13 protein-coding genes are annotated in these 16,370 nt (G+C 40.0%); 5 read left to right on the forward strand and 8 right to left on the reverse strand.

Annotated features, from left to right (window positions below):
- Positions 1-23: 23 nt before the first annotated feature.
- The 5 genes from NO559_RS15095 (at position 24) to NO559_RS15115 (ending at position 5,668) form a co-directional block, all read left to right on the forward strand.
- Positions 24-605, forward strand: a complete 582-nt coding sequence (locus tag NO559_RS15095) for an acyltransferase (RefSeq protein ID WP_258332711.1) — start codon at positions 24-26, stop codon at positions 603-605.
- A gap of 45 nt (positions 606-650) precedes the next feature.
- Positions 651-2,006 (forward strand): O-antigen ligase family protein, encoded by a 1,356-nt coding sequence (locus NO559_RS15100; RefSeq protein WP_258332712.1) that lies wholly within the window; start codon positions 651-653, stop codon positions 2,004-2,006.
- Between the two features lie 29 nt (positions 2,007-2,035).
- Positions 2,036-3,628 (forward strand): GMC oxidoreductase, encoded by a 1,593-nt coding sequence (locus NO559_RS15105; RefSeq protein WP_258332713.1) that lies wholly within the window; start codon positions 2,036-2,038, stop codon positions 3,626-3,628.
- The gene (locus tag NO559_RS15110; RefSeq protein ID WP_258332714.1) at positions 3,621-3,947 is read left to right on the forward strand and encodes a hypothetical protein; all 327 of its coding nucleotides are present in this window, start codon (positions 3,621-3,623) and stop codon (positions 3,945-3,947) included. The genes NO559_RS15105 and NO559_RS15110 overlap by 8 nt, the downstream gene beginning before the upstream one ends.
- Before the next feature lie 68 nt (positions 3,948-4,015).
- Complete coding sequence (locus NO559_RS15115) at positions 4,016-5,668, forward strand: sulfatase-like hydrolase/transferase (protein WP_258332715.1); 1,653 nt, start codon at positions 4,016-4,018, stop codon at positions 5,666-5,668.
- 64 nt (positions 5,669-5,732) lie between these two features.
- Here the strand turns inward: NO559_RS15115 and NO559_RS15120 are convergent, their stop codons facing one another.
- The 8 genes from NO559_RS15120 to NO559_RS15155 form a co-directional block, all read right to left on the reverse strand.
- Positions 5,733-6,806 (reverse strand): hypothetical protein, encoded by a 1,074-nt coding sequence (locus tag NO559_RS15120; RefSeq protein ID WP_258332716.1) that lies wholly within the window; start codon positions 6,804-6,806, stop codon positions 5,733-5,735.
- Positions 6,807-7,044: 238 nt separating this feature from the next.
- Positions 7,045-8,511, reverse strand: coding sequence for a lipopolysaccharide biosynthesis protein (locus NO559_RS15125; RefSeq protein WP_258332717.1), 1,467 nt, complete (start codon positions 8,509-8,511; stop codon positions 7,045-7,047).
- A gap of 22 nt (positions 8,512-8,533) precedes the next feature.
- The gene (locus NO559_RS15130) at positions 8,534-9,928 is read right to left on the reverse strand and encodes an MBOAT family protein (RefSeq protein ID WP_258332718.1); all 1,395 of its coding nucleotides are present in this window, start codon (positions 9,926-9,928) and stop codon (positions 8,534-8,536) included.
- Positions 9,918-10,955, reverse strand: a complete 1,038-nt coding sequence (locus tag NO559_RS15135) for a hypothetical protein (protein WP_258332719.1) — start codon at positions 10,953-10,955, stop codon at positions 9,918-9,920. The genes NO559_RS15130 and NO559_RS15135 overlap by 11 nt, the downstream gene beginning before the upstream one ends.
- Positions 10,942-12,051 carry a glycosyltransferase gene (locus NO559_RS15140; protein WP_258332720.1) on the reverse strand — a complete coding sequence of 370 codons (1,110 nt, stop codon included), beginning with the start codon at positions 12,049-12,051 and terminating at the stop codon, positions 10,942-10,944. Before NO559_RS15140 ends, NO559_RS15135 begins: the two co-directional genes overlap by 14 nt.
- The gene (gene asnB, locus NO559_RS15145) at positions 12,044-13,942 is read right to left on the reverse strand and encodes an asparagine synthase (glutamine-hydrolyzing) (protein ID WP_258332721.1); all 1,899 of its coding nucleotides are present in this window, start codon (positions 13,940-13,942) and stop codon (positions 12,044-12,046) included. Before asnB ends, NO559_RS15140 begins: the two co-directional genes overlap by 8 nt.
- Before the next feature lie 2 nt (positions 13,943-13,944).
- Entirely contained in the window at positions 13,945-15,054 is a 1,110-nt protein-coding gene (locus NO559_RS15150) for a glycosyltransferase family 4 protein (protein ID WP_258332722.1), read from the reverse strand.
- A 20-nt stretch (positions 15,055-15,074) separates the two neighbouring features.
- Positions 15,075-16,343, reverse strand: a complete 1,269-nt coding sequence (locus NO559_RS15155; protein WP_258332723.1) for a glycosyltransferase family 2 protein — start codon at positions 16,341-16,343, stop codon at positions 15,075-15,077.
- Positions 16,344-16,370: the final 27 nt, after the last annotated feature.

Genomic DNA, 16,370 nt, shown 5'->3' on the forward strand with positions numbered 1-16,370 from the left:
AATATTTAACTGTGGCAAGTAAAATGCTTAAAAGAATAATCAATCTAATGTTTTTTTTGGTGGTAATTCCTTTGCTTGCCTTATTCGTTTTATTGGGCTTAGTTTTTAATAAAAAAAGCTTGTTTATAGGGTTTTCTCAGTTTTTAAGCTTAATACCTGGTAAGTTTGGGAGCTATCTTAGAAAGGCTTTTTATAGAGTTGTAATAAAAAGCTGCGGTGAAAGCTGTGTTATTGGTTTTGCTACTCTGCTTTCAGATGCTGATATTGTAATAGAAGAGGGCGTTTATATTGGTCCACAGTGCAATATAGGTAAAAGTCACATTGCGAAAAATTGCCTGCTAGGTAGCGGTGTCCACATATTAAGTGGTAAATCTCAGCATGATTTCTCTAGATTGGATGTCCCTATACAGCAGCAGGGTGGCAGCTATCAAAAGGTTTTCATCGGTGAAGATAGTTGGATAGGAAATGGCGCCATTGTCATGGCTAATATAGGTAGGCAATGTGTCGTTGCTGCAGGAGCGGTTGTTGTTAATGATGTTGCAGACTTTTCAGTTGTTGCTGGGAACCCAGCAAAGCTTATTAAGCTGCGTACCGAGAACTGCTAGTAAAAATATCATTCTATAGTTTTCAGGTATTGGTGGCCAAAGATAATGCGTTCTATAGTCGTTTTAATATTTACAGCCTATTTTATGATAATGGCTATGAAAAGCAGCTTTGTAGCCATGTTGCTTTATTGGTGGTTTGCAATATTTAGGCCGCAAGACTGGATTTGGTGGGATGTTTCAATTCTTCGTCTGCCATTAATAGCAGCACTAATATTTTTCATACCGGCACTTTTTAGGGGCTATGTGCCAAGAATTAAAGATAAGTTGTCATTATGTTTTTTACTATGGATTGTAATAGCTTTAATTGCCAACTTTACAAATGGTTGCACAGTGGCGTCTGGCATAAAAGCAGCAATTGTTGCAATGCCAGTGTTGATATATACAGTTCTGTTAACAGAGCGGGTAATTGAGACCAAGGCCCATGTTGTAGCTCTCATGCTGACTATTGCGTTGTCTTTAGGTTTTCATAGCGGGAAGTCAGGTGTTAATTCATTATTGCAGGGTGGGGTTAGTAACTATGGAGCCGAAAATTTAACCGGCTTATTTTCTGGCAGTAATGCATATGCATTAGGTACGGGAATGCTTGTTTTTTTTATGATTTTTATATATCAACAAGCAAAAAGCAACCCATCGATAATGCCAGTTATTTTCTCTAAAAACAATAGACTCAAATATTTCAAAATAATTATGCTGATTATTATTGCAGGGTCAATTTATAACATTGTGTCACTGTCATCGCGCGGGGCTTCTTTGGCTACCTTTGCGGGCTTTGTCGGTTTCTTTATGATGAAGCCTAATGGCGTTAAACATGTATTAATGATACTGCCATTTTTAGTAGTCTCGTTTTTCATAATACCTCTCCCAGAAGGATATAAAGAAAGGATAGAAAGTGTTTTTGTTGAGGAAGAAGAGCTTGATCACTCTGCCAAGTCAAGGGGGCATTTCTGGGAAACAGCTAAAAGAATGGCCGATCACAATCCTGTAGGGATAGGTGCAGGGTGCTATTCTAGTTATTATGATTTATATGATTACTCAAATGGGTTTTATGGTAGTAAAAGATCTGTTCATAGTAGTCATTTTCAGATATTAGCTGAGACAGGTTATATTGGGTTTATCATATGGGTAGTTCTATTTGTAGTATCTTATATAAAGCTATTTAAATTAAGGATGATGGCATATCGATTTCATGATTCTTTAGATCCCAATGGTTTTTATAAGCAAATTTCCGAGACATTAATTTGTGCTCAAACGGTGTTTCTACTAGGCGGGTCTTTTTATGAGCTCGCCTATTCTGATTTAATCTGGCTAATCTGGGCCGTTGTAATATGCCTGATAAGGCTTATGAATTTCGATATTGAAAATCTTAATGTGAAAAATGATGGAAAAATATCACGCTTGTGATTTTACTGCTTTTAATTTGGGTCGTGTTTATGATTATTGATGGTTTAAAAATTGGAGAAGAGGTCAAGACTGAGTGTGAGCTTTGTATTGTGGGTGGGGGTGTTGCAGGCATTGTGTTGGCTAATGAGCTTAGTAGTGCTTTCTCTAGTATCGTAGTCATAGAGTCAGGAAGTCAAGATTATAACGCGCAGGCACAAGAGTTATATGAGGCTGAAAGCCAGCATGAACAAATCCCTAATCCGCTATACTCTAGGCTGCGCATGCTTGGTGGATCTAGTAATCACTGGGAAAATAACACCTCACCTTTTAGTCCTTTAGATTTTGAAAAAAGGGATTGGATAAAAAACAGTGGCTGGCCTTTGGGGTTTGAGGAGTTAAGTGATTATTACAAGAAGGCGGGATGGTATTGTGGTGTTGGTGATGACGGATATGATCAAAATTATTGGTCTAAAAAGCTAGAAAAAAATGATCTTGCTGCTGGTTCTCAGGTTTTAAAAACTCAAATATCTAAATATGCTGTGCCGCCGGTTAGGTTTTTTCAGCAGCATGGGGATGTTTTGATAAATAGTAATAATATTACTGTTTATACAGGCTTGAATCTTGTTGATATTATATATAACAAAAATAATAAAGATGTTGAGCTTGCGAAGGCTATAAACACTGGCGGTAATGAGCTGAGTGTAAGTGCAAAAATATTTATCTTTTGTCTTGGGGGTATTGAAAATGCTCGTATGATGTTGGTGTTTAATGACAAATATGATAATCAATTAGGGAATCAAGGTGATTCCGTTGGACGTTATTTTATGGAGCATCCAACGCCTAGAGCTGCACAGTTATTGGCGGACTCCCCCGAAAGGTATAGTTTTTATCTGGGTGAGGAGACGGGGGATAAATTGGTGGCAGGATATTTCTCATTAGAGGAAAGTGTAGTTCGTTCCGAACAAACCACAAATTTAAGAATGCCATTACACCCATCTACAGAGTATATGCTCTCCGATGGAATATCATCATATCATATTTTATCTGATGCAATTGCTAAGGGTGATGTGCCAGAAAATTTTGGCCAACACCTTCTTAACCTTACAGCGGATATTGATTTAGTAGCTGAGGCGGTGTCTAGGAAAAAATTTCAAAAAAGCTTGTTTGATTATTCTAAAAACTTCGCTGGATTTCAAATGCCGATGATGATGGAGCAGACACCGCATAGAGATAATCGCATAAGGCTCGGCTCTAAAAAAGACAAAATGGGTATATCGAAATTAAAAATTGACTGGGAGCTTAAAGAAAGTGATAAAGCTATGGTCTGGAAAACGCTAGAGTTAGCTGCTAACGAAATTGGCGCGCTTGATATTGGGCGTATGCGCTTGCTGTATGAGAGGGCGAGCAGAATATGGGGAGATCAGTTAGGTTTTAGTCAGCATCATATGGGCACAACAAGGATGGCTGAAAACCCTGACAATGGTGTTGTTGATAAATATCACCGAGTATTTGGTACCAATAATTTATTTATGGGGGGATCTTCGGTTTTTTCAACTGGCGGGCATGTCGCGCCAACTCTTACTATCGTTGCCATGACTATTCGATTGGCGGATTACATCAAGAGGGAATATGCTCATGATTGATTTGAAAAAAAGGCAGTTGATAAAAATGGCTGCAGCTTTACCACTTTTTAATGCGGCTTTAGTGAGTAGAGCACACACAGAAAAAAGTGATTTTTCGGTATCTGAAATTAATAAGGTGTTAGATGCGTGGCTAAAAACTATGAGTTTGACTCCACAAGATTATCTGGCAAATAGAAGTGTATTGCCGGGCAGTGCTGATAAAATTCGAGAAATGTCTGTAGAAGATTTCAGGAGTGGTAAGACGTTGCACGTTAATGGTGTGGTTCTAAGCTGCACAGAAGCTGCGCTAATAGCTGAATTAGCGAGTGCTTTAAGTTGAAATTTGTCAGCTTTTGTCGGCATCGGCTTTTCTGTGGTGTGCTAGATATGCTAATGAGTAGGCGCTTCGTGGTTAAGGGGGTATTAATTTGCGTTGCATTGTTATCTAACGGCCCTTATTTACTAGAGCGTATTTCCGAAATTAATAGCGCTCCATTAATTGCTTTATTTATACTCTTGTACACTTTTTTTCTTATCTCTGTATTGATTACATCGGTAATAACTAACGCAATTACCCGTTGGTTGTGCGCTGCTATATATCTCGTGTTTTTTCTTTTTTCCGATGCTTATTGGCGGGTGACAGGTGGATTCATATCTTATTCGTCATTTATATCGATGGTCAATGCTCATGGCTTCGTTGGTGATGCCATGGAGCAGTATGGTAATTTGTTTTTAATAAGTGGTTTTTTGGGGGCTTTGCTCTTTGTCGGTTTAGTTATACCTGTAAAAAAATCACCATCAAACTTATTTGTGCTTTTTATTCCGTTAACGTCAATTTTTATATTGGTGTCAATGCTGTTTATTCGTGGTGGCGATGGTGGAAAGGGTTTGTCTCTGATTTATACTCCAATGGCATACTCAATTTTATTTTTATATGAAAAAGCCGCTGAAGATAACGGCCCCAGGCTTCCTGTTACTATTGAAACAGCAGGGGTTGAGCAAGGTAAGGATATTGTTTTTGTTATTGATGAGAGTGTAAGAGGCGATTTTTTAGATATTAATGCTAATAATGGCGTTTATACGGGGTTAGCTGACGGTGATGTTAATTGGAAATTGTATAACTATGGTTTGGCTGTTGCTGTAGCTACATGTAGTGCGGAAGTTAATGTTACCCTCCGATATGGTGGAACAAGAGAGCAATATAAAGCAATTATAGCGAGGCACCCTTCAATTTGGCAGTATGCAAAAAAAGCTGACATGAAAACTGTTTATATTGATACACAGCGCACTGCAGGCAAGCTTCAAAATTATATGGATTCTGAAGAGTTGTTAAGTATTGATGAGTTTGTCCAGTTTGATGGTGTAGATATATTGTATAGAGATGTTCTTGCCGCTGAAAAGATTGCAAAATATTCACAGAATGATACGGCTGAGTTTATTTTGGTTAATAAAATGGGGGCGCATTTTCCAGTTCATGATAAATACCCTGATAACTTTACTTATTATAAACCTGTACTGCGAAGAGGTGGTTTTGTTGGTATTAGTGACACTGGTAATAGGGATGGCTTTGATGGTGCTGATGAGTGGCGGCTCTACGTTAACTCTTATAAAAACACGCTTTTATGGAGTGTGGGTGAGTTTTTTAAAACAATTAAACTGCAGGCCAAGTTGTCTAATTTAATCATGGTGTATACGTCTGATCACGGTCAGGATTTACACCTTGATGGTAGGTCTGGTGTGACAACTCATTGTAGTGGCGAGCGCGCCAGATCGAATGAGGCTGTTGTGCCATTGGTAGTACTTGAGGGAGGGAAAGCAAAGTTTGATTGGAGTGAGAATTTAAACCATAACTATAATGCTGTTAGCCACTTTAATATATTTCCCACATTACTGAAGTTGATGAACTATGATGCCGAAGAGGTGAGTAAAATCTACGGTTACTCATTAGATCAAAAGGTTGAAGATCCCTATACCTATAATGTTAGATTTAATGCAAGGCTTGGGATGAAGCCGATATGGAAAAAAATGGATCGTGAGGATCCAATTAACTCCAAAAATTGACAGCTATATTTGTTGTGGTGCACCCCTTAAATTCATTATTAATAAAAATAAGGGGTGTACATAATTATTTGTTAACTTTAGGTGGCGGGAGAGTTATTGTGGCAGGGCCTATATTTGCGCCTACGCGATAGTCGGGGCCTATATAAGAATCGCTAACAACTACATCATTAACGTAAATAAATCCATCCACTCCACTTTGACCCCAGTCTTTATTCCAAGCGTACATGTTGTCAAAGAATACAAAAAAGTTAAACCCACTGCCATGCTTGGTAGTAGGTATGCCTGTGAGCTTTGGAGCACCACCATTTTCGATGATTCTAACCCAATCCCCTTGTTTTACACCGTCAAACCACATTTCCCACACGCCATCATTTGAGGTCGCGTTTGTAGCTAATTTAATATGATATTCAATAGTGTGCCATGTTTGAGATTGACTGGTTCCGTAAGTAATAAAGTGTCCTTTATTGTTGATCCAGTCTATTTCCCAGGCTCCATTGCCAATGCTTTGGAAAAAACCACTAGCTTTTGTGAAGTCCGTAATGCCATTGTAATAATCAATGTTGTAACGTTCTCCTCCGGCGCTTCCAAAAGCAAGATTGCTGCCGGTGTTGGCACTTACTACAACATTGGTGTCAATGCCATAAGTTGGGCTGCCAGCGAAATTCCAAACCACATAGAAAGAGTCTTCGCGGTTCTCCGTCCATGTTGCATCTAGTGTTGGGGAAGTGTTTTGCCATAAGCGTCCCCACTTCCAGTATGGAACCGAAGAGGTGCCATCTCCAGCCTTAAAACTGTCAGGGAAGCGAACGTGGTAGCGAATATAAAGCTCATCATAACCTGTGTTTTTATTGCCAGTTAGGTGTTTCATCAGGCGGATAGTTGGTTGAGATGAGTTGGGGTCCCAAGTCAGTTTAAGTGCATTTTTGCCATTTAATCCTTCACCGCTTTTTACTTCAATGCTCGAATTTTCAGAAGCCTTGACTGCATCCCAGCCTGTGGGAACATTACTCGTCTCAAATAAATTAATGCTGTTAATGGTATAGCCGGTGTCGGCAGAAAAGTCAGATTCAAAAATGACGCCCCCTAGAGAGCTGTTTATCAATACGCAGCTAAGTAGAGCAGGGGTTAGTGTTTTCATAGTGAAAGCCTCGTTGAACGTATGGCGCAAGTGTCGTAGATCTTTGGTAGGTATTAAGTGTAGCTGTACGTGAAAAAAGTTAAATAGTGTAATGCGCTTTATGAGATGTGGCTCACTAGCCACAGTGTATATTTTTGTTTATTTGGGAATATGTAGTTGGCATAAGAGTATTATAGCTCCAATTATAACTATTGGTTATTTAAAATTATTAAATAGTGGTTGCAGGGCATATATGGTTCTAGCTGAATTTTCCCTGTAGTTTGTTTAGAGCATTGGCCCTTAGAAAATTCCATTCGGAAAAGGGTATGAGAAAAAAGCATGCAGTGTAAATAGTCGCGCCAATGGTAATTGAAAGAATAAAGCTAAACCAATCCCCGCTTGTGTTGTAGAACTGCAAATAGGCAGTTATCCCCAAATACATCACAGTTACAGAAAGTGTCGGAGGTAGAAGTAGTTTTATTGATGTTGAAGGGGCTAGGTTTATTACGGTTTGTAAAATAATAAAAGAGGATATTAAGGAGGCAAAGTTAAAGTAAAGGATTATATATGATAAGGTGAGTGTGCCTTGGTCGGCAAAATAAATTAGGTTCGTAATAAGCACAATTAATAAGATAATTCGAGAAATAGTTTGAATTTTTAATTTTCCAGCAGCTCTATTCAGAGCAGATATAGGCTCGTTAATAGCCATTATTAAAAATGAGAGTGAGAATATTTTAAATACAGGAATCATGGGAGTCCATTTTTCCCCAAGGATGAGAAGTGTGAAGTCCTCTGCGACTAAAAATAATCCTATGTAGAGGGGAGTGTTAAGAAACGCACATATAGAAAAGGCTTTTGAAAAGTGCTTTTTAAGCTCCGATATTTCATGGCGGCAGCGTGAAAATGTAGAAAATGAAACCATAGCAACGCGTTTGGCGATTTGATCATTAGGCATCTGCGCAATGCTCGCTGCTTTGTCATAATAGCCAAGTTGTTCAGAACCCAAATATTTTCCAATTATAAGCTTGTCTATATGATCCCCAATAATTTTGGATTGTCCCCAGATGAAATCCCATACACCAAAGCTCATTAAGTCCTTTAGATATTGGTGTTTAATTGAAATATGTGGTCGAATTTTTGCTTTTATTATCATTAATAGCATTGCGACGAAATTACTAGCTATTGTTGCAATTATAATTGACCAATATCCAAATCCGTTTAGAGCTAGTACAAGGGAAATGATAATCGAAAGAAAAACATTCACTGCTTCAATTAGAGCTAAGAATTTGTAATCTAATTCTCTTTGCAGTATTGCTTGGGGGATATCGCTTAGGGCTGTAATTAGAAACATAGTAGCAAAAACTTGTGTTGCTGTTTCAAGCTCATAAATATTGAAATAAGAAGCGATGCTGGGTGATAGGAAATAAAATAATAAAAAAAGGATTGTTGAAATACCTATGTTAAAACAAAAAAAAGCATCGATATGATGGCTTGCAAGTTTGGTGCGCTGTATGACTGCGTTGGTTAGGCCAAAATTAGATATGTTGTTACTATAATGGATCATTACAGTGATGATCCCCATGATTCCAAAGTCATGAGGACTAAGTATTCGTGCTAATATTATTGAGCTGATAAAACGAAAAATATGAAGGATGGGTGGGAGAACGGTAAACCATATTATACTTTCCGAAGATTTTTTTTCAAAGTTGTCAGCTGTATTGGTCATTGTAAGAGGCTTGAGTAGTGTGTTAAAACTGAAAATAGATAAATGTTGGGGTGCCAATGGAGGCCCCGACAAATAAGAGCAATAAGCCCGCATAGACTGAAGACTTAAATAATGTAGGTAGGGCTATGAAGTCTTTGGTTGTAATGCGCTCAATAAAATTTCTTGGTATTACATGGGCTATTATGGCTGTTGATAATACTAAATAAAATAGAGGGCTTAGGGACGATGTTAATGATAGTTCAGATAAGCCGCCTATATACTCATTAAATGTATTTATGTCGCTGACTCTAAATAACAGCCAGCTGAAAGCGATGAGGTGAAAGTTAATTATTATTTTTCCAATCATTTTTAAGTTAAACGATTGTTCAATAATTGCGTTCCTAGTAAGTATAAGAATAAGTCCATGAAATGCTCCCCAGAGCAGAAAGTTAAAGGCGGCTCCATGCCAAAGACCACCAAGGAGCATAGTAATCATGAGATTTCGATAAGTAAAGAATCTTGATCCCTTATTTCCTCCTAGGGATATATATAAATAATCCCTAAGCCATCCAGATAGTGATATATGCCACCTTTTCCAAAAGTCTGAAGGTGATTGAGCAAGATATGGGCGATTAAAATTGATTGGGAGTTTGAGGCCTAATAAAAGAGCAATGCCAATTGCTATGTCTGAATACCCAGAAAAATCACAATAAATTTGAAATGAGTAGGCGTAAATTCCCATCAGTAAATCAAAAGATGAAAATGTAGAGGGGTTGTCAAAAACAGCATCCACTGCTAAATAAGCCAATAAATCAGCAATTATGATTTTTTTAAATAAACCTAAAAAAATCATCTGGAAGCCTAGCTCCCAATCTTTAGAGTTGATGGTAATGGGGCTGTTGATTTGAGGTAAGAAGTCTTTCGCTCGTACAATTGGCCCCGCAACCAATTGAGGGAAAAAAGATACAAAAACTGCGAATTTTGTAAAGCTAGGTTCGTGAGATATTTTTTTTCGATAAATATCGATGGTGTAACTTAGTGTTTGGAATGTGTAAAAAGAAATGCCAACTGGCAGCAAGAGTTGGTGATATAGATCTGGAATAAAAATGCCGAATAAGCCAAGGGCTAATTGGCTGCTTTCGTAAAAGAAGTTGTAGTATTTAAAAGTAGCTAATATGCCGAGATTTACAGTTAGGCTTGTAATTAGCAATGCTAAGCGGTTTTGTTGTTTTTCACTATCTAGTCTTTTTCCGATATGGAAGTCAACAATAGTTGAAAGGGCTATCAGGGCTGCATATTGCCAGTACCAAAACATATAAAAAATATAACTGCCAATTAGTAGTATAATGTCCCTTAATCTCTCCTGTTTATAAGTGCTATAAAATAAAATAAGAAATATAGGGAGAAATAGGGCGAAGTTAATGGAGTTAAATGTCATCTTGGGTGTGCTCTGTTTCTAAGGTGGCATTTATATGCGAGCTAATAATTTGTGCTAAAGCAGCATGCCCGCGTTTGTTGAAGTGGATAAAGTCGCTAAAGTATTCTGGTTTTCCATTCATTACAGTTCTAGAGTCTATCAGTTCAATTTCGTGCTTTTTAGCAATATCCAGCAGTAATGAGTTATATTGGTCAAGTGTTTTTACCCAGCCTGTAGGGGATAAGTAGCTGTTGTATTTAACAAAGTTAGTTCGCTCGGAGTAATGCATATTGGCTAAATTACTCAAATCATGAGAAACAGAAAAATTCGTTAAGATGGGTGTGATGTTCAATTCCCTGCAGGTGTTAATAAATGAAATAATTCGATTTTCGAAGTCTGTAGCCATTGATGGTGGGAGTTCTTCTTTTAGCAATCCTGATAGCTTAATATTGCCGCCAATGTAATCTGATAGGTGAGTGTATAGTGAGGTTTGTTGCAGCCATTTAGTAAGATAATCGGTATTTATAATTGCATGATTTTTAGGTGGAGGCACTCTTGAGCTTGTTAGCAATTTTTGTTGATTAGATATTTCAAGACTCATTTGATACAGGATTGCATAGTCGGGCTGGTATGTTTTTGCGTATTTTCTGAGTAGCTGAATATTTTCATTGATTAACATTCCTGGGCCACTACCATTTATTGTTTCACAGTTACCCGTTGTGCTTATTGCTTTACAAATAAGATTAGGAAATATGTCTTTGGCTGGGGTTCGACCACCTACTGCATGGGATGACGATGCAATCCATAGCCGCAGCTGGGTTGTTTTTTTGGGGAGGATTATTCTACTCTTAAATGGAAAGGCCTCTGTCGGGCCAAACTTTGGGCTAAGTTGAGGGGAGGAATATTCTTTTTCTTGAGGTGCTTTGGTGCCGAGTATAGGGGTTGTATACCCTAGGTTATAGTGTCGATATTCAAGCAGTAACTCAGCACAGATAATGAGCGCAGCAATTGTAAAAATGTATGCATAAAATAATTTAATAGCATTCATGATAGAGGCTTGTATAGAGTTCAGTCATTTTTTCGACGGTAAATTTATTTTGAAAGCTGGTTCTCGCAGCTTCTCCCATCGCAACCCTTTTTCCTGGTAAATTAGTGATATTTATTACAGCTTTATAAAAAGCATCAGAGTTCCTGTTGGGTGTTATGTAGCCATTGAATTCATTAGTGATGATTTCAGGGTTTCCTCCAACATCAGTCACTATACAAGGTTTAGCACAAGCCATAGCTTCCAGCAGTGTCATTGAGGTTCCCTCGCTAAGAGAAGATAGTAAAAATATATCTATCAGCTGGAAGTAGCTCTTAGGGTTAACGATAAAGCCTGTAAATAACACTTTATCTTTAACGCCTTCATTTATTGCATGTTGCTCTAGTTCAGCCCGTATGGGGCCATCACCAACAATGATCAGTTTTAGATTTGAGTTTTCTTTGGCTGCTTTGGCAAAGGCTGAAATCATCATGTGCTGGTTCTTAATGGGATCCAGCCTGGCGACGGTGCCCAGCAGAATGTCACTGGGCGATAGCTCTAATTCTTTCCGGAGCGCGGTGGTGTCGTCATTGGCGCTAGGGGAGCTGGCTAGCCCATTATAGATAACCTGCACTTTGTTTTTAGGGAAATTCTCATATTTTATCAAGGCTTGTTTGGTGGCCTCTGAGATCGCGACTATGGCTTTGGTGCGCAAGGTGAGCAGAGGGTTAATGATAAAACGCTTCCATTTATAACTGTCAGGATAAAAGCGGCCGTGCTCAGTAAAGATAACTTCAACCTTTGTGCCTAAGGCTGCGAATACGCCATAAATATAAGGGGTGTATTGGTGGCAGTGCAGTATGTCAAAACCTCCGGTGTCTATCAGTTTTTTTAATGCTGCAATTAGACGGTAGTCAAAGCCGGGCTTGCGGTTTAAAACATAGACTTTATGGCCTTGCTGTTGCAGCTTTAAGCCTAGCTCCCCAATCTTGTTGTCTATACAGGCAATGGCGGTTTCATAGTTGTTGGGGTTGGTGTTTTCAACCAGCTGACATATTACCTGCTCGGTGCCGCCTATAGCCATATCAAAGGTGACGTGTAGGATTTTTTTCTTAGCCATTTGTGTGCTCGTTATTCATGTAACGTTGCCACCATAGCTCAAACATTAGCATAGACCAAAGCTCGCTGGAGTAGTCCCGTTGTTTGTTTTGATGTTGTTGCCACAGGCTGTTGATGGCTTCTACTTTGAAAAACTGCGATAACCCTGAGTCTTTGTTTAATAGTTTTTGCTCGGCAATATCTTTTATTTCGTCTCTTAGCCATTCAGCTAAGGGTACGGAAAATCCCATTTTTTTTCGGTACAAAATTTCTTTTGGTAGTAGTTTGGCAAAGGTTTTTTTAAGAGCGTATTTTTTTTCACCATTATTGTATTTTAGTTGAGCTGGCATTTGGGCAGCAAGTTCTATCACTTTGTGGTCAAGTATGGGGGCTCGTACTTCTAGCGAGTTAGCCATGCTCATGCGGTCAACTTTTACCAGTATATCGCCTGTTAGGTAAGTCTTAATATCGGTATATAGGATTTTAGCCAGATGATTGTTGCCATCAGACTTATGGTAGTAGCTCTCGGTAATAGAAGATGGGTGATAGCCAGCGAGAGTAGCTTTAGTTTGCTCATTGACTAGTTGATTCCAAGTGTCATCGGACATAAAGGCATTAGTCATGTAAAAGCCATGGGCTGCATCTTTGCTAAGGGTGTTGAGCAAGGTGCTGGCTTTTTTGAATAGCCGATGATTAATTTTTGCGGATGCCTTTGCCAGAGGCGGAAAAATTGTATGGCGAATAAAACCGGGGAAAAGGTTGCGTAGCCGATTCTCTATGTTATCGATATGATACTTGTTGTAGCCAGCAAAGCTCTCGTCGCCACCATCGCCAGCTAAGGCTACAGTGACTTGTTGCCTGGCTAATTCTGAAACAAAGTAAGTGGGGACTAAAGAGGGGTCGGCAAAAGGCTCATCAAAAAAGCTAGCTATGTGCTCTAGCCGTTCGCGGACGTTGCTTTTAACGGTAAACTCATGGTGATCAGTATTGAACAGTTCAGCAACTTGCTTGGCGTATTTAACTTCATCGAATTTTTCGGAGTCAAAACCTATAGAGCAAGTAGTGACGGGTTTATCGCTATTTTTAGCCATCAGTCCAACAATGCCGCTGGAATCCACGCCGCCGCTTAAAAATGCACCTAAGGGTACATCGCTAACCATACGTTGCTGGGTGCAGTGGTTAAGCTGCTGGTAGAGTTGCTCAAAGTTCTCCTCTTCGCTGAGGCTGTTTTCATGGGCAAATGAAACATCCCAGTACTCTTCGATATGCTGACCATTTTGGTCTACTGTCATCATGTGGCCAGGTTTTAATTTGTAAATATCCTGGAATATGGTTTTAGGGTCGGGCACATATTGATAGCTGAAGTAGTCATACACAGCCTGTTGATTGATGACTTTGGGAATGTTGTTAACTTCAAGTATGGCTTTGATTTCTGAGCCAAAAACAAAGCGATCGTCTTTTTGAAAGTAATACAGCGGTTTTTTACCTAGCCGGTCCCTAGCAAGCAGTAGGGTTTGCTGTTGTTTATCCCATAATGCAATGGCAAACATGCCATTGAGTTGCTTGATACAGTTTTTACCATCGCGTAAATACAGGGCAATAATAACTTCTGTATCTGTATGCGTTTTAAACTGGTAGCCCTCTGCCTGTAGCTCTTCGCGCAGCTCTTGGAAATTATAAATTTCGCCATTAAAAACCAGCACAATATTATTATCGCTAGAGTACATGGGCTGATTGCCCGCCGCCGATAAGTCAATAATACTTAGCCGCCTGTGGCAGAGACCTATACGTTCATCCAGGTATTCGCCATGAGCATCGGGCCCTCTGTGGGCAATGGCATTGCCCATGGCGACTAAGGTATTGCTGTCGCCAGTGGGGCTATGAAAACGTGTAAAACCTGCTATTCCGCACATGGTTATTGCTTTTGCTGCAGCAGTTGGGTGAATAAATCATAGTACTCTCTGGCCATTCGGGCGGCAGAGAAGTTATCTAACACATATTGTCGCCCAGCTTTGGCAAGTTGCTGGGCTTTGGCTTGGTCAAATAATAAAGTTTCCCAATACTGCTGTAAGGTTTCTTTGTCGCCATAGTCGGCGAGCAAGCCTGTTTGTTCGTGGGCCATTAACTGGTCTATGCCGGGGATGTTATAGGCCGCTACAGGTATCTCCATGGCTAGTGCCTCCATAAGGCAGCGTGGAATGCCTTCGGAGGATGAAGTCATTACAAACAAATCAAAGTCCCGTAATTGTTCAAGGCGATCTTGGCGAAACCCTAAGAATTTGATTGTATGACTGCAAGGCAGTTGCGCTGCACTGGCTTCTAGCTCGGCGCGGCTGTCGCCATCGCCTAAAAAGAGTAGCTGTAAATTGTCGTGCTGCGTTGATAGATTGGCGAAGATCTCTAGTATGTGATCTATTTTCTTGCGCGGTATCATTTGCCCGATAAAACCTATGGTTTTAATCTCGCTAGGCTTTGTTTGCTTGCTTTGTAAATAATGATCTACTTCTTTTAGGTCTACCCCATTTTGTATATAGCGCAACTTGTTGCGTGGCACGCCGTAACCTAGGCATTCATCAAAGAGTTGCTGGGATAGTGGAGCTACGGCATCAAAAAAGCGCAATAAAAAGGCCCCGGTGCGTATATAAGCTTTGAGCTTGAAGTCTTTGGCTTCGCCAAAACCGTGCGGAGTGCTAACGCATTTAATGCCAGCCTTTTTGGCAGCTAATAACCCTAAAATATCTGATTTATAGCCGTGGGTATGGATAACGTCGATTTCACGCTCTTTGATCAAGTTGCATAGCTTGTTAACAGCGGAAAAGTCAAAACGGCCATTGGTAGGGATTTCAAATGCCTTGCCCGTGCAATCTGGATATTGTTTAACAATTTCCAGGGTGCCCTGATGGGGCTCCACTGTCACCGCCATATCACAGCGTACATCGGCTTGATCTAAATTGTTGGCTATGGCCAGTACCCAGCGCTCTGCGCCATAAAAACCAGTAGGGCAAATAAATTGCAGTATATTCATAAGGGGGTGCTTTTATTAGTTTATGCGTTCAATAAGCCGGCAAGTGAATCAAGTAGTAGCAGTAGTGTTACTACAAACAGTGCGCTGTTGATAAGAATGATTTTAACACCTGCATATTGCTGATTCTGTTCGGCTTGCCTAGGTGAGGTCCAAGTAATTTGAATATTGCCCCTTAAGGCTTGAATAACCCCCATTAGCGAATAAAAATTAACCATTAAAAAATAGTAGGGGTAAAAAAACAGAGCAGGTATATCATCATTGTGTTTGATTGCGTTACCTATCATCGCCAGCCAGAAAAAGGCGACTTCTAAGACTACTAGCAATTGAAATACGGTGTAGTCGTGTAGTGATAAATACACCGAGCCTAATGCTGTGCCGCATAGGAATACCGGTATTAACCAGCGTAGCAATTTGTGGGAAATAATCTCTAGGCTATAAATCCCCGTTTTAAAAGGGTTCATGACTGATTTAACTTTCATCAGACCGTTAAAGCTGCGGTTAACTATGCGCTCTTTACGTTTGGCTTCTTTGGCGAAGCTGGCAGCGGCCTCTTCATGGCAGATGGCCTCTTGGTCAAATATACCCCTATAGCCCATAGCAATAATTTGTAGCGGGTTAACAAAGTCGTTGATGTCGTCGGCAGCTAATGGGGTGTATAAAGATTTTCTAATGGCGTAGATTGCGCCATCCCCACCCACCACTGAATGCAAGCGGCTCTCGATGTTCTTCATAAATATTTCATAGCGCCAATAGCTGTTTTCGCTTTCAGCGGCGGCGTTATCGTCGGCATTGCTATAAAGTGCTGCGCCCACTACATAGCCTACGCTGGGGTCATTAAAGCTGCGGACGATTTTTTGAATGGCGTCGGTCTGGTACATGGCGTTAGCATCTGAGAATACCACTATATCGCCGTTGGCCTCGGGTATGGCTAAGTTAATGGCCGAGGTTTTGCCTAGGCGCCCCTCTTGCCGTATTAGCTTTACCCCCTGTTCGGCATATTCTTTAATGGCTTCGTCGGTACCATCATCGGAGCCATCGGAGATAAAAATAAACTCGATTAGCTCCTTAGGGTAATCAATGGCCAGGCAATTGTTAATTTTGCTCTGTATGACTTCAACTTCGTTATAGCAGCTCACCAGCAGGCTGACCTTGGGGGTGATATCTTGAGCATCTATTGGCTGGGCGCGGCAGTATTTATCCAAAATAAGCAATAGCAGAGGGTAGCCCACATAGACATAGATGGGGATTATTAGGCTAATGATAGTGATTAACAGAATAGCGGTAGTCATTATTATAGTTGCCCACAATAGCAGGGT

This window comes from Dasania sp. GY-MA-18 (assembly GCF_024734385.1).
In the GTDB taxonomy this organism is placed as follows: Bacteria; Pseudomonadota; Gammaproteobacteria; order Pseudomonadales; family Dasaniaceae; genus Dasania; species Dasania phycosphaerae.